This window comes from Stenotrophomonas rhizophila (assembly GCF_000661955.1).
Classification (GTDB): domain Bacteria; phylum Pseudomonadota; class Gammaproteobacteria; order Xanthomonadales; family Xanthomonadaceae; genus Stenotrophomonas; species Stenotrophomonas rhizophila.
The window spans coordinates 2,315,292-2,333,790 of sequence record NZ_CP007597.1; the positions used below are offsets into that span (position 1 = coordinate 2,315,292).

The window sequence follows — 18,499 nt, forward strand, 5'->3', positions numbered from 1 at the left end:
CTCAGCGGTCGCGGTGTGGGCGCCTACACCCAAGGCGGTGTCCTCGACGTCTCCAATACCCGCATTGAATCGACTGGTACGGGAACGGGCATGCTGCCGAACGATCTCGCCACCGGGCTGGCGGTGTTCGCCAATTCCACAATCCGTGCCACCAACGGATCCACCATCATTGGCGATCAGAACGGTATCGTCGTCACAGATGCCGGCGGCGCCCCCGGTGGCACGATCGCCGACAACACCATTTCTCTGAATGGATCTCATGTCACTGGGCTTAGCGGCAGCGGCATTGTTGTGCACGGCACCAGCCTGATCGACAGCACCACGGTAACCGTAGCCAACGGTAGTACGGTGACCGGCGGCAACGGCGTTGTTGCCGAGGCTGTCGATGGAGGCGTCCTGAATTTCAACGTTGCTGCGTCATCATTGCACGGCGATCTTCGCGCCGACGGCACGTCACAGCTGAACGCCGCGCTTTCCAACAACGCCAGCATCACCGGCGCCATGACCAACGTCACCAGCGTGGCGCTGGACGCGGCCACCTGGAACATGACCGGCAATTCCACCGTTGGCCGGCTCGATCTCGGCAGCGGCACGGTGTCGCTGGGCAACGGCACAACCTTCAACACCCTCAACGTCGCGGGCAACTTCAGCGGCAACGGCGGCACCCTCGCCTTCAACACCGCACTGGCTGGCGACACCGCGGCCACCGACAAACTGATCATCGGCGGCGACACCAGCGGCAGCGCCAACGTGCGCGTCAACAACGTGGGCGGTGCCGGCGCACAGACCGACAAGGGCATCGAGCTGATCCGGGTGGGCGGAGCCTCCAATGGCCAGTTCAACCTGGCCGGCCGTGCCGTGGGTGGCCAGTACGAGTACTTCCTGTTCAAGGGCACTGGCGCCGATGGCAACTGGTACCTGCGCTCGCAGCTGCCGACCGCACCGGACCCCTGCGATACCGACCCCACCCTGCCCGAGTGCAATCCGGTGAATCCGGAGCCTGTGCTGCGCCCGGAGGGCGGTGCCTACCTGGCCAACCTGCAGGCGGCGCAGACCATGTTCCGCCTGGGCTATCACGACCGCCATGCCGGCCAGAACGGCGGCCGCGCCTGGGCGCGGGTGGATGGTTCGCGTACCGGCTTTGATGCGGTAAGCCAGCAGCTGGATGTGCAGGGCAACAGCCAGTCGCTCAGCGTCGGTGCCGATGTGTGGCGCAACGATGCAGGCAGCGGCGTGGGCGTGATGCTGTCCAGTGGCAATGCCACCAGCACGTCCACCAATGCACTTACCGGCTACTACGCGCGTGGCAAGGTCAAGGGCGAAGCACTGGGCGTGTATGGCACGTGGCGGGCGGGTAATGCCGTTGATCCGTATGCCGGCTTCTACGTGGATGGTTCGGTGCAACGTGCCCAGTTCCGCAACCGCGTGGAAGGCGTAGGCCTGGACGCGGAGCGCTACGACAGCCGCGGCTGGCAGGGCGCGATTGAAACCGGCTATGCGTTCCGTGTGGGCGGTGCACAGGCCGGCGGGATCTTCCTGGAGCCGCAGCTGCAGGTGGGCTACAACCGTTGGGACGACCTGCGCCACACCGAGGCCAATGGCACGGTAGTGACCACGCAGGATGCCGATGGGCTGTATGGCCGCGTGGGCCTGCGCTTGTCCGGCGTGACCCGCTGGGGCGATGGTGCCGCCGATGTGCAGCCGTATATCGCCGCCAACTGGCTGCATACCCGCGCCGAGTCCCAGGTGTGGATGGACGATGAGCGCGTGGATGCGCGCATTCCGCGCAGCCGTGCGGAGGTGAGCGCCGGTGCGTCGTTGAAGTTTGCCAACGGGTTCGGAGCGTGGGCCGGGTTGGCCCGGCAGCAGGCCAGTGGGTATCACCAGACCAGTGCGCAGCTGGGGATGAGTTACAGCTGGTGATGGCATGGAGCCGCCCTTGGGCGGCTCCATTTTTTGGGCGTCGCGGTGATCCTGGTGTGCGGGGAGCCGGCCAGCGGCCGGCACTACCGAGATCGTGCCGGAGCCGGCCGGCGGCAAGCATTACCGACATCGTGCCGGAGCCGGCCAGCGGCCAGCATTACCGAGATCGTGCCGGAGCCGGCCGGCGGCAAGCATTACCGACATCGTGCCGGAGCCGGCCAGCGGCCGGCAATACCGGGGTCGCACGGGAGCGCCGGGTCAGGCGGGGCGCGCGTCGTCGGGGATGGCCGCCTCGGGCAGCGTTGGCTGGGCGTTGTCGACGGTCATCAGGGCGTCGCTGCGCAGCAAGGCGCGGGCTTCGGCTTCGCTGGCCACCGCCGGCGGCGAGCCGCGCAGCGGCAGGCGCGCGGTTTCGGTGACGAACAGCATGGTGATGATGCCAATGACCGCTGCACCCATCAGGTAGTACGCCGGCACCAGTGGGTCGCCGGTGCGCTCGACCAGCCACGCGGTGACCAGCGGCGTGGTGCCACCGAACAGCGATACCGAGACATTGAAGGCAATCGACAGCGCGCTGTAACGCACCGGGGTGTAGAACAACGCCGGCAGCGTGGAGGGCATCGAACTGGTGAAGCACACCAGGGCCAGGCCCAGCAGCATCAGGCCCAGGAAGATCAACCAGTCGTTGCCGGTACCGATCAGTTTCAGGCACGGAATGGCCAGCGCGAACAACGCGATGCACGCGCCGATGATCATCGGGCGGCGGCCAAGCTTGTCACTGAACAGGCCGCCGACCACGTTGAGCGGCATCATCACCAGCATCACGATGATGATCAGCAGCAGGCCCTTGCTTTCGGCGTAGCCCATGGTGACGCTGAGGTAGCTGGGCATGTAGGTGAGCAGCATGTAGTCGGTGACGTTGAACACCAGCACCAGGCCCACGCACTTGAGCAGCTGCGGCCAATGCACGCGGAACAGCGCACCCAGGCCGGGGCGCTCGTTGTCGCGCTTGTCGGCCTCTTCGGCATAGGCCCGGAACGCCGGGGTCTCTTCGAGCTTCATGCGCATGTACAGGCCCAGCAGGCCCAGCGGACCGGCCACCAGGAACGGGATGCGCCAGCCCCAGTCCAGCATCTGCGCGCTGCTCAACGCCATATGCAGCGCCGTCACGGTGCCCGCGCCGGCGATGTAGCCGCCCAGCGTGCCGAACTCCAGCCAGCTGCCCATCAGGCCGCGGTTGCGGTCGGTGGAATACTCGGCGATGAAGGTGGCCGCGCCGCCATACTCGCCACCGGTGGAGAAGCCCTGCACCAGCCGCGCCAGCAGCAGCAACGCCGGGGCCCACAACCCGATGCGCTCATAGGACGGAATCAAACCGATGCTGAAGGTGCCCAGCGCCATCAGAATCATGGTGAAGGCCAGCACTTTCTGGCGGCCGTACTTGTCGCCCAGCGGCCCGAACACCAGGCCGCCCAATGGACGCACCAGGAAGGCCACGGTGAACGTGGCGAAGGTGGCGATCAGCTGTGCGGTCGGATTGCTGGCGGGAAAGAACACCTGCCCCAGGGTGACCGCGATGTAGCCGTACACACCGAAATCGAACCACTCCATCGCATTGCCGAGGGCGGCGGCACCCACGGCCTTCTTGAGCATCGGGCGATCAACAACGGTCACTTCATCCACCTGGACGTGGCGACGGCGTTTGAACCACCCGAAATGGGCGTGTGCGGCATGCAGGTCCTGCATTCTGCTTTCTCCTGGAAGCATGGCCACCACCACGCCCGAGGTCCCGCGCACGGCACAGGAAAGAACCGCCTTCGAAAGAACGCAGCACGAGGCGCGAAGAAGGGGTGGCAACAGGCGTTCCCGGACGGCCGCGTGGAATTCCACGGCGCTGCAGGAAGGGTGACCGAGAGACGGGCAACGGCCCGAGACAATGATCAAGCGACACATGGTACTACACATCGAAAATGTGATCCTTACCTCATCTTCACGTGAGTACTACGCAACGCTATCGATGGACATGAGGAATCGTGCAGAATCCGTGCGCCGCTGCGGCGTGCTCACACGGAACGTGCGCGCGGCATCCCATCACCAGCACGAAGAGATACCACCCCGATGTCCATCAAGACCACCACCCTGTGCGCCCTGCTCGGCCTGCTCGCACCCACCGCCGCCATGGCCCAGGACAGCGCCGCTACGCTGTCCCGCCTGCTGGAATGCAAACTGACCGCTGACCAGGTGGCCGCCTTCACCGACAGCATCAACGCCGAAGAAGTCACCGACTTCGCCCATGCCGGTTCGGCAGCGTCCGGCGACGCCGCGCTCAGCCTCTGGAAGAGCGACGCGCCCATCACCGCCTGGGGCGAAACGTCCGACCTGGTGCACCTGTCCAGCACCACCGAAATGCTGCTGGCCTTCAAGGTAGCCCCCGGCCAGGAACTGAGCCGCGGCAAGACCATCGTGGACCGCATCGGCGGGATGTCGCCGCGCCCGGACCAGGCGGCCATGGAAGAGACCTACGGCTGGAAAGGCATGGACTACCGCAAGCCGCTGGGCGGCAACCGCACCGCCCGCGTGCTGGTGGACCTGAGCTACTCGCCGGGCTGGGTGACGGTGGGCTGCGCGTACAGCGACATCCTGTAAGTACCCGCTGCGCATGCACGGCGGTGCGGGCGCCGATGCCGCGCCGCGTGCGTGCGCGCATGCGACGCAATGTCGCAGCGGCGGCAACGGCGACCTTGACCTTTGTCATGGTGGTGCCTGGGGGCTACGTCGATCCTGTACGCGACACGACGTCAACGCGTTGCCGGTACGCCGGCATCGCACCCACCACACCGCTCCAAGGAACCCGCCATGTCTTACGCCCCCGACAATGCCCAGCTGTTGAACGCACTGCAGAACGTCATGGTGATCTCCACCACCGACCTGCAGGGCAACATCACCTATGCCAATGACCTGTTCTGCACGCTCACCGGCTTCACCCGCGATGAGCTGATTGGCCAGCCGCACAGCATCGTGCGCCACCCGGACGTGCCCAAGGCCGTCTACAAGGACATGTGGGACACGATCAAGGCCGGCAAGAGCTGGACCGGCATCGTGCCGAACCTGGGCAAGGGTGGCGTGCTGTACGTGGTGGACACCACCGTGCAGCCGCTGTTCGACGCTGACGGTGCGATCACCGCCTACATCAGCATCCGCCGCGTGGTGAATGACCTGATGGGCAACTTCGACGCGGTGGAGTTCAGCAAGGAAAAGTTCGACGACTTCTACGCTGCCGCCTGATGGACGTCGCCGCCCCGATCCAACGCGTCCTGGTCGGATACGGCTCCGAATCCGGCAACGCACGCGCCCTGGCCCACCGCCTGGGCGCGTTCCCGGCCCTGCAGCGGCACGCGCCGCAGGTGCTGCCCTTCAACGACATCGACGTTGCCTCGCTCGGCGCAGGCGACGTGCTGCTGGCGCTGTCCAGCTCATTCGGTGATGGCGAGCCGCCCGCCAACGGCGAGCGCTTCGCCGAGGCGCTGCGCCAGTGCCCTGCCCTGCCCGGGCTGCGCTACGCCGTGTTCGGGCTGGGCGACACGGGCTACCCGCAGTTCTGCGGTTTCAGCAAGACCCTGGACCGCCTGCTCGGGGCGCGTCAGGCGCGGCCGATCATGCAGCGCGTCGACGCCGATGGCGGCTACGAGCACTTTTTCGAGCAATGGGCCCCGGTACTCGGCGACGTACTGGACGGCAACCCGTCCGCCGGCCGCGACCTTCGCCTGCAGGTGACCGCGTATGCCGAGGACAATGCGTTCGCGGCGCCGATCATCGCGCGGCGCCGCCTCAACGCACGCGATCCGGCGGCATGGCACCTGGAGCTGGACCTGCGCGGCAGCGGCATCGCCTACCGCGCGGGCGACACCCTGCACGTGGTGGCTCCGAACGACCCGGCGCTGTTGCAGGCACTGGCGCGCTGGTATGGCCAGGGCGACGCGGTCGAGCTGCTCCGTCACAAAGAGCTGCGACTGCTGGGCAAGTCCCTGCTGCGCGAGCTGGCGCGACTGACCGGCAGCGACGCACTCAAGGACCTGCTCCGCAGCAGCCAGCGCCAGGCGCTGGAGGCCTACCTGCATGGGGCCGACCTGCTGGATGTACTGAACGACCACGCCAGCCCGGACCGTGTGCCACTGGAGCGGCTGGTGGCACTGCTGTCGCCGTGCCTGCCGCGCGCCTACTCGATTGCATCGGCTGCCAACAGCACGGCGGTGGCGCTGTGTGCGCGCGAGGTGCGCTACACCCGCACCGGGCGCGAGCGCCGCGGCACCGCCACCGGCTGGCTGCTGGACGGCGACGGCAGCGCCCGCGTGTACTGCCGCTCCAACCCGGGCTTCCACCTGCCCCGCGACCCGGATGCCCCGCTGCTGATGGTCGGCACCGGCACCGGTATCGCGCCGTTGATGGGGCTGTTGCGCGAGCTTGACGCCGCTGGCCAGCAGCGCGAGGTGCACCTGGTGTTCGGCGAGAAGCACCGCGACCACGACTTCCTCTACCGGCAGCAACTGGAGGCGTGGCGCGCCGACGGACGCCTGCAGGGGCTGCACACGGCATTCTCGCGCGACGGCACGGCCAAGTATTACGTGCAGCACGCGCTGGCTGAGCAGTCCGAAACGGTTGGCGACCTGCTGCAGCGTGGCGCGCATGTGTACCTGTGCGGCAACAAGCAGCATCTGGGCGCTGCCGTGCAGGACGCGATCAACACGATCATGCCGGCCCACGAAGGCGGCGGTAGTACATGGGATACGTTGCAGACCGAGGGCCGGCTGCACCGGGAACTGTACTGAATTCTCTGCCAGGGCGGTGCTGCGCGCCACCGGGCCGAAACCGTTTCGTCAGCCAGTCGCGCCGGTCCCACTTGCCGCGGCCAGCGCAGCCAGCCGGTCCGGCTGCAGCACCTGCATTTCGCGCTGGTTGACCGCAATCACGCCGTCATCGCTGAGACGGCGCAGCACGCGGCTGGCGGTTTCCGGCGCCATGCGCAGGTAATTGGCGATCTCCACCCGGCTCATGCTCAGGTTGAAGCGCAGCGGCGAGAAGCCACGCCGTGCGTAGCGCTCGGACAGATCCAGCAGGAACGCGGCCATACGCTCCTCGGTGCGATGGTTGGCCGCCATCAACGCCACCTTGCCGATCTCGGCGCTGAGCAGGCTGAACAGCTTGGCCTGCAGGCCAGGCATGCGCGTGGCCAGCAGGCTCATGCGCGGGAACGAAAACCGGCACAGGTACACCGTATCCAGCGCAACGGCGTTGCAGGGGTAACGCGCACCGTGGATCGCGTTGAGCCCGATCACCTCGCCGGGCAGGCTGAAGCCCAGCACCTGCTCGTTGCCCTGGCTGTCGTTGAAGTAGGTCTTGACCATGCCGCCACGCACCGCGGCGATCGAATCGAACGCATCGCCCGCGCGGAAGATGTGCTCGCCCGCGCGGAACGGCCCCACGTGGTCCACCAGCACATGCAGCTCGGCCAGCGCGGTCTTGTCGTAGCCCTGCGACATGCACGCATCGGAGAACGCGCAGGTGCTGCAGAAATGCAGCGCATCGCCGTCATCGGCGGCAGCGGGGTTGGGGGTGCCCGGTGACGACATGACGGCGGTGATCAGCGCTGGGCCAGCGCGAAGTCCAGGCCGGCGCACACGGCCGCCACCTGCGCATCGTTGCATTCCTGCGGATTGGTGCGCGGGCTGTCCGGATACACCTCGGTGGTGGTGGCATAGCGTGCGTTGGTGAAGCCGGCGCAGGCACCGATCGAACGGGATTCGCCCCACACCACCCCGTTGGACTGCAACGGCATGCCGATCAGCTCGCCCTTGGCATCGGCCGGTGCGATATGCGTGACCTTCTCCACCGCGGCCACCAGCGCCTGCTGGAACGCCGGCTGCGGGTCCTCGCTGTTGCCGATCACGTAGAAGCCATCGGGAATGATGTCCGGCACCAGGTCCTTGCCGTCACGCGCGCAGCGGGCCGGATCAAACTCTTCCAGGTCGCTGTTGGTGGTTTCATGCAGGTCCAGATGCACCAGCAGGCCGTCTGCACGGGTGCCCACCCAGCGCATCAGCGCGGCCGCCTCTTCGATCTGGCCGCCGTCACGGAAGCTGCGGTTGGGATCGATCGCATCGGGGTTCCAGCGCTGGATGCGCTCATAGCCCCACGGGCTGACGCACGGGGCCACGATCAGGTTGATGCGCCCGGCGTAGGCGTCGGCGTGCTGGTCCAGGAACTGCAGCGCGCCGTGCACGCCACTGGTTTCATAGCCGTGCACGCCACCGGTCACCAGCGCGCTCGGCAGCGCCGGGTCCCACGCCTGGTTCACCACCGCAAACAGCGGGTAGTGGTCCGGGGCATAGTCGAGCTGGCCATACTGGACCACCTCGAACCGCTCGCCCAGGCGCTTGAGCGCGGCCACCACGTCTTCGTGATAACTGCGCTGGCGCTGCTGGCGGGCCCGCCATTGCGCGCGCTCGGCGTCGCCCCAGGGCTGTCCGGGGGTGCCGATCGGGTAAAAGTGCGCAAGGGTCATCGGAGGCTCCAGAAGTCGGGAAACAGGCCCGCGCGAAAACGCGTGGCCCAGCCGGGTAGTGTAAATGCAGAAGGCCTGGCCGGTCCCGGCGGGGTCCGCGCAGGCCAGAATGGGCAAGGTACCCTTTTGCACCCGGCAATCAGGAAGGACGGTAACGCGTGATCGAGATCTGCCCTGCGGCACCCCACCACATCGAGGCCCTGGTAGGCCTCGACAGCGTGGCCCAACACGCGCCCGAGCGTGCCGCCCAGATCCAGGCATGGGTGCAGGCCGGCACCTGCCACGTGCTTCTCGTGGACGGGCGCGCAGCGGCCTACGGCGTCCTGCACCACCAGTTCTTCAACTGCGGATTCATCGAGATGCTGATGGTCGGGCCCGGGTATCGGCGCCAGGGCCTGGCCCTCCAGCTGGTCGAGCACCTCCGCGCGCAGTGCGCGCGCCCCAAACTGTTCACCTCGGCCAACCGCTCCAACACCGCAATGCACGCGCTGCTGCTGCAGGCCGGGTTCCAGCGCAGCGGGTACATCGACAACCTGGATGAAGGGGATCCCGAATGGGTGTTCTTCTGCCGGGTGAGCGGCGGCTGATGTTGGCCCTCAAGTGCCACGGCAACGTTGTGTTGATGCGTCTGGCTTTTTCCGTGGCCGCCGCCCACCACGGCCTGGCTGCAGGGTAGGCAATGACGCCGCGCTTTTTTGACGGTGGTCGGCGGGTCGGGCGCTGGGCCCCCATGCCCTTGGAGGCGAAATAAAGGAGGAGGTGGCGGCCGCAGGCCGACGCCGGGGGACATTCGCCGGAAAGGGCATGGGGGCCCAGCGCCCGACCCGTCGACGACCGCGCTTCGAAAGCGTCAAGGCATGCTTCTGCTCGCCCCGCAGATCGGCGAAGAACCAAAAAAAGGGGGGCGGTTGCCCGGCCCCCGCATGCACCGACCAACGGTCGGTGCCTACCGACGTGTGTCGGTGCCTACCGGCGTGTGTCAGTGCCTACCGGCGTGTCATGCGGCCTGCACTTCCTCGTAGCCGTTGAAGCGCATGTCGCTGGACGCACGCCCCTGGGTGAGCGAGCGCAACGCCGTGGTGTAACCGGCCAGCCGCGCCAGCGGCGCATAGCCCAGCACTTCCACCTGCGCACCCTGGTCTTCGATCGACGCCACCCGCCCTTGCCGGCGATTCAGGTCGCCCACCACATCGCCCACGTTGCCCGACGGTGCATGAATCGCCACCTCCATCACCGGCTCCAGCAGGCGCGTACCTGTCGTAGCCAGCGCCGCCTTGACCGCCTCGCTGCCGGCGCGGTGGAACGCCATTTCCGACGAGTCCTTGGCATGGGTCTGGCCGTCGGTCAGGGTCACCTCGATCCCGACCACCGGATGCCCCCGCGGCCCCTCTTCCAGCGCCGCACGCACGCCCTTCTCCACCGCCGCCACGAACGCCTTCGGGATCACCCCGCCCACGGTACGGTCGACAAAGCGCACCGCATCGTCGCCGGTGGGCGCCACCTCGATCAGCACCCGGGCGAACTGGCCCTGGCCGCCGGTCTGCTTGGCCACCTTGCCTTCCACGCCCTGCACCGCGCGCGCCGGCGTTTCCTGGTACGCCACGCGTGGCTCACCCACCCGCACCGGCACATTCCACTCGCTGCGCAGGCGTTCGACCATCACCTCCAGGTGCAGCTCGCCCATGCCCCAGATCAGGGTCTCCCCGGTCACCGCATCGGTCGCGACGCGGAACGAGGGATCTTCCTGGGCCAGGCTCGACAGCGCCTGGCTCATCCGGATCAGGTCGGACGCCTTGTCGGCGTTCAACCGCCAGGCCAGCACCGCGTGCTGGGCATGGATGGTGTCCAGCAGCAGGGGCGCGGACGGCGCACTGAGCGTTTCACCGCTCACCGCATCCTTCCAGCCGATCACCGCCACGATCTCACCGGCGACCGCCTCGGTGATGTCGTGGGTGTGGTCGGCCTGCACCCGCACCAGCCGGCTGATGCGCCGGCCCTGTGCGTGCTGCGAACTGGCCACCTGGTCGCCCACCTTCAACGTGCCCGAGTACAGCCGCACGAAGCTCAACGCGGCATGGCTCTGGTGGGTGATCTTGAACAGCAGGCCCGCCAGCGGTCCCTTCGGGTCCGGCGGCAACAGCACCTCGTCGTCGCCACGGGTGGCCACGACCGCAGGGCGGTCCAGCGGCGAGGGCAGGAAATCCACGATCGCATCCAGCAACGTGTCGATGCCCTTGCTCTTGAACGCAGCACCGGCCAGCACCGGCACGCCCGCACCGGCCAGGGTGGCCCGGCGCAGCGCAGCGCGCAGCTGTGCGTCGTCGACCGCTGTACCGGCCAGCCACGCATCGGCCAGCACCTCGTCATGGTCGGCCACGGCTTCGATCAGGCGCAGGCGATGGGGCTGCCAGTGCGCCTGCTGGTCCGCGTTCCAGTCCTGGCGGGTCGGGTTGCCAGCGTCGTCCCACTCCACGATCTGGCGGCCGACGAAATCGACCCAGCCGTGGAACTGGCTTTCTTCGCCCAACGGCCAGCCGAGCGCCCAGGGCCGTGCCTGCAGCTTGTCCTGCAACTGGCCCAGCACGCGCTCGAACGAGGCGCCCACGCGGTCCATCTTGTTGACATAGGCGATCAGCGGCACGCCGTGCCGGCGCGCCTGGTGCCAGACCGTTTCGGATTGCGGCTGCACGCCATCGACCGCGGAGAACACCGCCACCGCGCCGTCCAGCACGCGCAGCGAACGCTCCACTTCGATCGCGAAATCGATGTGCCCGGGGGTGTCGATCAGGGTCAGGCGATGGTCGTCGCCACCGCGGGGCGCCCAGTGCGCCTGCACGGCCGCTGCACCGATGGTGATGCCACGTTCGCGCTCGATCGCCGAGAAGTCGGTGGTGGCCGCGCCGTCATGCACTTCGCCGACGCGACGGATCTCGCCGGTTTTCCACAGCAGCCGTTCGGTGAGCGTGGTCTTGCCGGCGTCGATGTGGGCAATGATGCCCAGGTTGCGCCAGTGGGAAAGAAGGTGGGTATGAGTGTTCATGGTCAATGCTCGTGTCGCCAACATCGGGGAGCCGCACGCCGCCGTTGGCTAACGGGCGTGCGGCCAGGTTTGGGGCTCGGCGATCTGGTGCATGGCACGTTCTCCTTTGCGGTGTTCTGGAGCGGGGAAGGAAGTGAAACGCGGAAACGAAAAGAGCGCCCGGTGGGGCGCTCTGTCTGGGTCGTTCAGGGGGATCGGGTATCGATCAGCCGCCGGATGAGCCGCAGGGCAGACGCGCCCGTTCCACGCTTGCGCGGGTCTGGGTAAAAAACGTCAGGAGCGGTTGCGAACGCATCGGGGTGTCCCGGAAGGAATGGCGCCATTGTAGACCTGTGCAGGCGGGCGGCAAGGGCTTTTACGCCACACCGGCAGAACACTGCCATCCATCCAGCGATGGATCGACCATCAACAGAACAATGACGCCGGGGGCCTCAGTCCTTGCAGCCCGCCGCCGCCCGGGCCTCGCCCACCGTTGCGGCGTGCCCTTCGCCCGAGGACACCCAACCGGTGAGGGAGAACGCCGGATCGATGCGGGCCGCCTTCGGCTGCGTACCGATCAGCACCTCCATCCAGCTGCCCACGGCCGGCAGCTCGGCCATCCGCGCGTCACGGTCGGCATCGGTGCTGAAACTGGCGTCAGGTCCGGAACGCGGCGTGGATTCTTCCGTGGCAGTCTTGCGCGCCCGCACCCGCAACGCACCGTCGGGCATGCGCTGGGTGGTCACCTCGGCGCGCTCCACGCCATAGGCCCATTTGGATTCGGCGCTGCGCGTGGTTTCGCTGCCGTCGTCGGCCACCTCCACGCTCTCACCGGTCCATTGCATCACCTGCACCACCCCGCCCACGCTGCCCATCATGGCCGCGTACACCAGCATCTGCCGCTGTTCCGGCGGCAGCGTGGCCACCTCCGGCTTGTCGGCGGGCACCTTGATGTAGCCCACCTTGCGGCACAGCATCATCACCCCACCGTCAGCCCAGGTGGTCAGCTGGTCGCCGTCGGCGAAATGCTGCGTCTGCATGCGCGAGATCTCCGCGCCCTTGCCTGGCAGGTGCTGCACATCGATGCTGGCCGCGTCCGAGGCGGCCTTGTTCACCGACACGGTGCTCAATGTGGCGGCCGTGGCGGCGCCGGAGAGCGCAAGGAGCGCAGCGGCGAGTGCGATGCGTGTGGGGGTGTGGGTCATGCGATCAGTCCTTTGCGGAAGCGCGCCGATGGACATCGACGTCGAACAGGGTCGCGCATGATACGTGGGCGGGTCGGCCCGGTGGCCCGCTGCGACCGGATGTCGCAACGGCCGATATGCGAATGGGTTTCAATTGCATCAATACGCCAACCAGTTAAAATGGCGTGCAGATTCCCGTTGCCTGGCATGGAATCGACGTCCACAGCGTTGCGGATCGCCGCCGGCCAGGCAGTCGCCCCCATCCGTCCCGAGCCGCGCCATGCATTCTTCTTCTCCCCTCCCCTTCAGGCTGCGCCGCACCCTGTTGTCCCTGGCCTGCACGCTGGCCGCCACCACACTGGCCTACGACGCAACCGCGCAGCAGGCCACCGCGCTGGATGCGGTCCAGGTCAACGCCTACCGCACCGCCAACAGCACCAGCGGCGCCACCAAGACAAGCACCAGCATCGCTGAAACGCCGCAGTCGGTGTCGGTGATCGAGCGTGCGGAGCTGGACGCACGCGGCGTGCAGTCGCTCAACGATGCGATGCGCTACGTGGCCGGCGTCAGTCTGGAAAGCAGCGGCATCGACAACCGCGTGGACGACTTCCGCATCCGCGGCTTCGATGCCGGCAGCTGGGCCAACAACGTCACCCTGGACGGCATGCGCGCACCGCAGGGCAGCCAGTGGAACCGCAGCATGTTCGACAGCTGGAACCTGGACCGCGTGGAAGTGCTCAAGGGACCGTCGGCCGTGATGTACGGCCAGGTGGCGCCCGGCGGCATGGTCAACCAGGTCAGCAAGACCCCTACCCCCGACCAGCAGCAGCAACTGCGCCTGGGCGTGGACGCCAACGGCCAGTACAACACCGCCTTCGACGTGGGCACCGGCAGCCCGGACAACGCCCATCTGGTGCGACTGGTCGGGCTGTACCGCGATGGCGACACCCAGATCCAGCACACCGAACAGAAGCACTGGTTCCTGGCGCCCAGCTACACCTGGCAGATCGCCGAACGCACCCGTCTGACCCTGCTGGGCATGTACCAGAAGGACGACGGCGGCTCCACCTACCAGTTCCTGCCCGCCGCCGGCACGCTCAACCCCACCGCCTACGGCCACATGAAGAACAGCACCTTCATCGGCGAACCCGGCTGGAACACCTTCAACCGCACCGTGTGGACCGCCGGCTGGCTGTTCGAGCACCAGTTCAACGACCACCTCACGCTCACCCAGAGCGCGCGCCGCACCCACGTGGATTCGCTGTACCGCGGCGTGGTGACCTTCGGCGCGCTCAACGCCGATGGCCGCACCCAGAACCGTCGCGGCGTGATGGGTACCGGCAACTCGGATGGCGACACCTTCGACACCCGCCTGCAGGCCCGCTTCACCACCGGTGCGGTCGACCACACGGTGCTGCTGGGCTGGGACTGGCAGCGTGCCGACTGGGAAGGCGTGCGCAGCGCGATGAGCAGCCCGCGCCCGATCGACATCTTCAGCCCGGTGTATTCCAACTACATGCCCACGGTGAGCACCGAAACGCCCACCGCCGGCGTCAACCGGCAGAGCGGCGTGTACCTGCAGGACCAGTTGGCGCTGGGCAACTGGCGCCTGACCCTGGGCGGCCGCTACGACTGGACCAAGGACGACAGCAGCAGCGCCAACCGCAACATCAGCACCGGCATTTCCACGCCCGGCGGGCGCAACGTGATCAAGAGCGAAGCGTTCACCGGTCGCGCCGGCGTGCTGTATGTGTTCGAGAACGGCCTGACCCCGTATGTGAGCTATGCCGAGTCGTTCCAGCCCTCGACCAAGTCGCCGCTGGACAGCTTCACCCAGGCCACCTTCGAGCCGATCACCGGTTCGCAGTGGGAGGCCGGCCTGAAGTACCAGCCGGCCAGCGTGGATGGACTGGTAACGCTGGCAGTGTATGACCTGCGCCAGCAGAACATGATCGTCGACGATCCGATCGCCAGCCACCGCACCTGCGGCGCCACCGGCACCGCCACCTGCTCGATCCAGGGCGACGAAGGCCGCGTGCGCGGCATCGAACTGGAAGGCCGGATCACCCCGTTCGAGGGCTTCAGCCTGATCGGCGCGGCGTCGCGGATGGATTCGGAGATGACCCGTTCGGCACCGTACAAGGGCAAGGAGCTGGCGATGGTGCCCGACTACAGCGCCTCGTTCTGGGCCGACTACACCTTCCAGGGCGGCGCACTGCAGGGTCTGAGCCTCGCAGCGGGGGCGCGCTACAACGGGGTGAGTTACGGCGACAGCGCCAACCTGTACCGCATTCCGTCATACACGTTGTTCGACGCGGCGATCCGCTACGACGTGGGCCAGATCGGCAGCACCACGGTGCGGCTCGCGCTCAATGCCAGCAACCTCGCCGACAAGCGCTTCGTGTCCACCTGCACCGGCGTGTCGTCGTGCTACTACGGCAGCGGCCGCACGGTGACGGCGACTGCGACGTTGGGGTGGTAACGGGGCCCGGTAACGCACGGTAGAGCCGACCGTTGGTCGGCTGCAGGAATCGCGCCCCCGGTAGAGCCGACCGTTGGTCGGCTGCAGGGAATCGCGCCGTCGGTAGAGCCGACCGTTGGTCGGCTGCTCGTGATCCGGGATTGCCTGGAGCCGGCCAGCGGCCGGCACTACCGGTGCGCGGTCTTTCGTGCCGACCAACGTTCGGCACCTTCGGCAATGGCCGCACGGCGACGGACACTGCGACGATGGGCTCGTAACACACGGTAGAGCCGACCGTTGGTCGGCTGCTCGTGATCCAAGATTGCCTGGAGCCGGCCAGCGGCCGGCACTACCGGTGCGCGGTCTTTCGTACCGACCAACGGTCGGCACCTACCGATCAGACGCACGGTCGGCACACCCCGGACAGGTGAACGTCGGCACCCTCCGATCGGAGGGCGCCGCCACAGATCGCCGCGCGTCAGTCCGCGTCGGCCACCACCACCAGCGGCACGCCGCGTTGCGGGTGCTGCAAGACGATCACCGGTTGCTGGTACACGCGGCCCAGATGGGCTTCGGTAAGCACTTCCGCGGGCGTGCCGTCGGCCGCCACCCTGCCCTGTTCCAGCAGCACGATGCGGTCGGCGTAGCCCGCCGCAAGATTCAGGTCGTGCAGCACCACGATCACGCAGGCGCCGGCGTCGGCCAGCGCGCGCACGCTGCGCAGGGTGCGCTCCTGGTGGCGCAGATCCAGCGCCGCGGTCGGCTCATCCAGCAGCAGCAAGGCGGTCTGCTGGGCCAGCACCCGGGCAAACGTGGTGCGGGCCGATTCGCCGCCGGACAGCTGCTGTACCTCGCGCAGGCGCAGCGCCTGCAGCTCGGCGGCGTCGATGGCGGCTTCCACCTGCGCATCATCCACCACCGGATCCGGCGGATGCGGCAACCGCCCCATCGCCACTACTTCCTCCACGCTGAAGGCGAACCGCACCCCATGTTCCTGCGGCATCACCGCGCGCTCGCGCGCCAGCGGCCCGGCCTTGTAGTCGGCCAGCGGCCTGCCCTGCAGCAGCACCTCGCCCGCATCGGCCTGCAGGTCGCCTGCGGCCACCGCCAGCAGGGTCGACTTGCCCGCACCGTTCGGCCCGACCAGCGCCGTCACCGTGCCGGGCACGAAATCCAGCGCGATCCCATGCAGGATCTCGCGCTGCTGGCGGCGCACGATCACCCCGCGCAGGCGCAACAGTGCGCTCATGGGGTGTCCTTGCGACGCTGTTGCAGCACCAGCCACAGGAAGAACGGCGCGCCCAGCGCGGCCGAGAACAGGCCCAGCGGAATCTCCGCCGGCGGGTCCAGTGTGCGTGCGGCCGTATCGGCCACCACGATCAACAGCGCGCCCAGCACGCCCGACACCGGCAGCAACCAGCGGTGGCCCGGGCCAACCAGCATGCGCGCCACGTGCGGCACCACCAGACCCACGAACGCCACCGAACCGGCAAACGCCACAGCGGCCCCCACCAGCAGCGCACTGAAGGCCACCAGGCGACGCCGCGTACGGGCCACGTCCAGGCCCAGGTGCTGGGCCTGGCGCTCGCCCAGCGCCAGCATGTCCAGCGGCGTGGACAGACGCTGCAGCGCGATCACGCCGATGGCGAACAACGGCACCACCGCCACCACGTCGCTCCAGCTGGCCCGCGCCAGCGAGCCCATCTGCCAGAACACCAGCGACTGCAACTCGCTTTCGCTGGCGATGTAGGTCAGGAAACCGATCAGCGCCGAGCAGAACGCCGCCATCGCGATGCCCACCAGCAACAGCGTCGCGTTGCCGCTGCCCTTGCCTGGCCGCGCCAGCAGGTAGGTCAGGCTGATCGCCACGGCGCCGCCGACAAACGCGGCCACCGGCACGATCCAGCCGGCCGCACCGGCCGCGCCCAGCACGATGGCCGCCACCGCACCCAGCGCCGCCCCCTGGCTGACGCCCACGATGCCCGGGTCGGCCAGCGGATTGCCGAACAATCCCTGCAGACTGGCACCGGCCATCGCCAGCGCAGCGCCGACCATCGCCCCCAGCAGCGCGCGCGGGATGCGCAGCTGCCAGACCACGGCCAGGTCACGGCTGCTCACGGCCTGCGGGTCCACCAGCCCCAGCTTCACCCCGAGTGCCTGCAGCACCTCCAGCGGTGGCAGCCGCAAGGGCCCCACCGCGAACGAGGCCAGCACCGCCAGCACCAGCACCACGGCGGCCAACACCAACATGCCGCGCCCGCGTCGGCGGCGCCGATCGGCCGGACTCATGCCTTGGGCAGCGCCGCCAGCGCCTTGGCCAACGCCAGTGCGCCCACGCCCGAACCGACGCTGGCGTACTTGAGCTGTACGTCGGGCATCACCCAGACCCGGTTGGCCTGTCCGGCCGGGGTCTGCTTCAGGGTCGGGTAGGCCTTCCACAGGCCGTCGGCGCCGCCGAACAGGGCCAGGTCGTGCTCGGTGACCAGGATCACCTCCGGTGCCGCGGCCACCACGCCTTCATTGCTCAGCGCCGAGTAGTTGGCTACGCCTGCTTCGGTGCCGATGTTGAGCCCACCGGCCAGCGCGATCAGCTTGGCCGATGCACTGTCGGTACCGGCCACGGTCGGCGCGCCACCGGCACCGGTGGCCGACACGTGGATCACGCGCGGTTTGCGCCCACTGGCGGTGCCGATCGCCGCCGCTTCGTCCAGCTGCTGCTGCACCTGGGTGGCCAGCGTCTGACCGGCATCGGCCAGGCCCAGCGCGGCAGCGATCTTGCGGACCTTGTCCGGTGCCGGCTGCAGGTCGTCCACCACCACCGCCGGCTCGCCCACCGCGCGCAGCTTCTGCGCCAGATCGGTATGGCGGCGCAGGCTGTTGCCCAGGAACAGCGAACCCTGCAGGCTGAGCACGCCCTCCACACCGGTGGTGCGGTTGAACAGGAACTGGTGCGGCGCGGCGCGACCGGACGCGGTGGTGGTGTTCTTCGGCGCGGCAAACACCTGCTTGCCCAGGCCCAGCGCATCGATCACCGCAATTACGTCGTCGCCGCCGACGATGATCCGGCTGGTGTCGTCCACCTCCACCTCGGCCCCGTCATCGGACCGCACCTTGGCCGGCAGCACGGCAGCCTGGCCCACCAGGCTCGGCAGCGCGCCGCCATCAAGCCGCGTCCAGCCGGCGGGCAATGCGCCGTCGGCTGGCGTGTCAGTGGCCGACGCGGTGGTTGCCGCGGGCGCATCGGCGGCAGGCGGGGTGGCCGGGCCACTGCAGGCGGCCAGTGCCACGGCCATGGCGAGCGGCAACAGCCGCAGGGACGTACTGGATTTCATCATGACTCCTTCGACAGGGCG

At 68.1% G+C, this 18,499-nt stretch carries 14 protein-coding genes; 6 read left to right on the forward strand and 8 right to left on the reverse strand.

Features of this window, described 5'->3' with window-relative positions:
* Positions 1–90 precede the first annotated feature (90 nt).
* Positions 91–1,923: an autotransporter family protein gene (locus DX03_RS09865; RefSeq protein WP_244880220.1), complete on the forward strand. Its 1,833-nt coding sequence runs from the start codon at positions 91–93 to the stop codon at positions 1,921–1,923.
* A gap of 258 nt (positions 1,924–2,181) precedes the next feature.
* Here the strand turns inward: DX03_RS09865 and proP are convergent, their stop codons facing one another.
* A complete protein-coding gene (gene proP / locus DX03_RS09870; protein WP_038688338.1) occupies positions 2,182–3,669 on the reverse strand; it encodes a glycine betaine/L-proline transporter ProP in 1,488 nt (495 codons plus the stop codon).
* 372 nt (positions 3,670–4,041) lie between these two features.
* On the opposite strand from proP, the gene DX03_RS09875 reads away from it, so the two are divergent.
* The 3 genes from DX03_RS09875 to DX03_RS09885 all read left to right on the forward strand — a co-directional run bounded on the left by DX03_RS09875 (position 4,042) and on the right by DX03_RS09885 (position 6,749).
* Positions 4,042–4,569, forward strand: a complete 528-nt coding sequence (locus tag DX03_RS09875) for a hypothetical protein (protein ID WP_038688340.1) — start codon at positions 4,042–4,044, stop codon at positions 4,567–4,569.
* 210 nt (positions 4,570–4,779) lie between these two features.
* Entirely contained in the window at positions 4,780–5,208 is a 429-nt protein-coding gene (locus tag DX03_RS09880; protein WP_038688342.1) for a PAS domain-containing protein, read from the forward strand.
* Positions 5,208–6,749 (forward strand): diflavin oxidoreductase, encoded by a 1,542-nt coding sequence (locus tag DX03_RS09885; protein ID WP_038688344.1) that lies wholly within the window; start codon positions 5,208–5,210, stop codon positions 6,747–6,749. Before DX03_RS09880 ends, DX03_RS09885 begins: the two co-directional genes overlap by 1 nt.
* Positions 6,750–6,797: 48 nt before the next feature.
* Here DX03_RS09885 and DX03_RS09890 read toward each other — a convergent pair whose 3' ends face one another.
* Together DX03_RS09890 and DX03_RS09895 are read right to left on the reverse strand one after the other, a co-directional pair.
* A complete protein-coding gene (locus tag DX03_RS09890) occupies positions 6,798–7,550 on the reverse strand; it encodes a helix-turn-helix domain-containing protein (RefSeq protein WP_102100627.1) in 753 nt (250 codons plus the stop codon).
* 11 nt (positions 7,551–7,561) lie between these two features.
* Positions 7,562–8,482: a M14 family metallopeptidase gene (locus tag DX03_RS09895; protein WP_038688345.1), complete on the reverse strand. Its 921-nt coding sequence runs from the start codon at positions 8,480–8,482 to the stop codon at positions 7,562–7,564.
* A 158-nt stretch (positions 8,483–8,640) separates the two neighbouring features.
* On the opposite strand from DX03_RS09895, the gene DX03_RS09900 reads away from it, so the two are divergent.
* The gene (locus tag DX03_RS09900) at positions 8,641–9,069 is read left to right on the forward strand and encodes a GNAT family N-acetyltransferase (protein WP_219335254.1); all 429 of its coding nucleotides are present in this window, start codon (positions 8,641–8,643) and stop codon (positions 9,067–9,069) included.
* A gap of 410 nt (positions 9,070–9,479) precedes the next feature.
* On the opposite strand, the gene fusA is transcribed toward DX03_RS09900, so the two are convergent.
* Positions 9,480–11,522, reverse strand: coding sequence for an elongation factor G (fusA, locus tag DX03_RS09905; RefSeq protein WP_038688347.1), 2,043 nt, complete (start codon positions 11,520–11,522; stop codon positions 9,480–9,482).
* Positions 11,523–11,953: 431 nt separating this feature from the next.
* Complete coding sequence (locus DX03_RS09910) at positions 11,954–12,706, reverse strand: hypothetical protein (RefSeq protein ID WP_038688349.1); 753 nt, start codon at positions 12,704–12,706, stop codon at positions 11,954–11,956.
* 259 nt (positions 12,707–12,965) lie between these two features.
* Here DX03_RS09910 and DX03_RS09915 point away from each other — a divergent pair, with 259 nt between their 5' ends.
* The gene (locus DX03_RS09915; RefSeq protein WP_081797215.1) at positions 12,966–15,167 is read left to right on the forward strand and encodes a TonB-dependent siderophore receptor; all 2,202 of its coding nucleotides are present in this window, start codon (positions 12,966–12,968) and stop codon (positions 15,165–15,167) included.
* 457 nt (positions 15,168–15,624) lie between these two features.
* Here the strand turns inward: DX03_RS09915 and DX03_RS09920 are convergent, their stop codons facing one another.
* Genes DX03_RS09920 through DX03_RS09930 form a run of 3 tightly spaced genes read right to left on the reverse strand, consistent with a single transcriptional unit; the run spans position 15,625 to position 18,478 of the window.
* Positions 15,625–16,395: a heme ABC transporter ATP-binding protein gene (locus DX03_RS09920; RefSeq protein WP_038688351.1), complete on the reverse strand. Its 771-nt coding sequence runs from the start codon at positions 16,393–16,395 to the stop codon at positions 15,625–15,627.
* Entirely contained in the window at positions 16,392–17,435 is a 1,044-nt protein-coding gene (locus tag DX03_RS09925) for a FecCD family ABC transporter permease (RefSeq protein WP_038688353.1), read from the reverse strand. The genes DX03_RS09920 and DX03_RS09925 overlap by 4 nt, the downstream gene beginning before the upstream one ends.
* The gene (locus DX03_RS09930) at positions 17,432–18,478 is read right to left on the reverse strand and encodes a heme/hemin ABC transporter substrate-binding protein (RefSeq protein WP_038688355.1); all 1,047 of its coding nucleotides are present in this window, start codon (positions 18,476–18,478) and stop codon (positions 17,432–17,434) included. Before DX03_RS09930 ends, DX03_RS09925 begins: the two co-directional genes overlap by 4 nt.
* Positions 18,479–18,499 lie beyond the last annotated feature (21 nt).

Excerpts from the sequence above, each read along its gene's own strand:
- DX03_RS09880 (WP_038688342.1), top strand. The coding sequence starts at position 4,780 with ATGTCTTACGCCCCCGACAATGCCCAGCTGTTGAACGCACTGCAGAAC.
- DX03_RS09920 (WP_038688351.1), bottom strand. The coding sequence starts at position 16,395 with ATGAGCGCACTGTTGCGCCTGCGCGGGGTGATCGTGCGCCGCCAGCAG.
- DX03_RS09910 (WP_038688349.1), bottom strand. The coding sequence starts at position 12,706 with ATGACCCACACCCCCACACGCATCGCACTCGCCGCTGCGCTCCTTGCG.
- DX03_RS09885 (WP_038688344.1), top strand. The coding sequence starts at position 5,208 with ATGGACGTCGCCGCCCCGATCCAACGCGTCCTGGTCGGATACGGCTCC.
- DX03_RS09915 (WP_081797215.1), top strand. The coding sequence starts at position 12,966 with ATGCATTCTTCTTCTCCCCTCCCCTTCAGGCTGCGCCGCACCCTGTTG.
- DX03_RS09865 (WP_244880220.1), top strand. The coding sequence starts at position 91 with ATGCTGCCGAACGATCTCGCCACCGGGCTGGCGGTGTTCGCCAATTCC.
- proP (WP_038688338.1), bottom strand. The coding sequence starts at position 3,669 with ATGCAGGACCTGCATGCCGCACACGCCCATTTCGGGTGGTTCAAACGC.
- DX03_RS09875 (WP_038688340.1), top strand. The coding sequence starts at position 4,042 with ATGTCCATCAAGACCACCACCCTGTGCGCCCTGCTCGGCCTGCTCGCA.
- DX03_RS09895 (WP_038688345.1), bottom strand. The coding sequence starts at position 8,482 with ATGACCCTTGCGCACTTTTACCCGATCGGCACCCCCGGACAGCCCTGG.
- DX03_RS09925 (WP_038688353.1), bottom strand. The coding sequence starts at position 17,435 with ATGAGTCCGGCCGATCGGCGCCGCCGACGCGGGCGCGGCATGTTGGTG.
- DX03_RS09890 (WP_102100627.1), bottom strand. The coding sequence starts at position 7,550 with ATGTCGTCACCGGGCACCCCCAACCCCGCTGCCGCCGATGACGGCGAT.
- fusA (WP_038688347.1), bottom strand. The coding sequence starts at position 11,522 with ATGAACACTCATACCCACCTTCTTTCCCACTGGCGCAACCTGGGCATC.
- DX03_RS09930 (WP_038688355.1), bottom strand. The coding sequence starts at position 18,478 with ATGAAATCCAGTACGTCCCTGCGGCTGTTGCCGCTCGCCATGGCCGTG.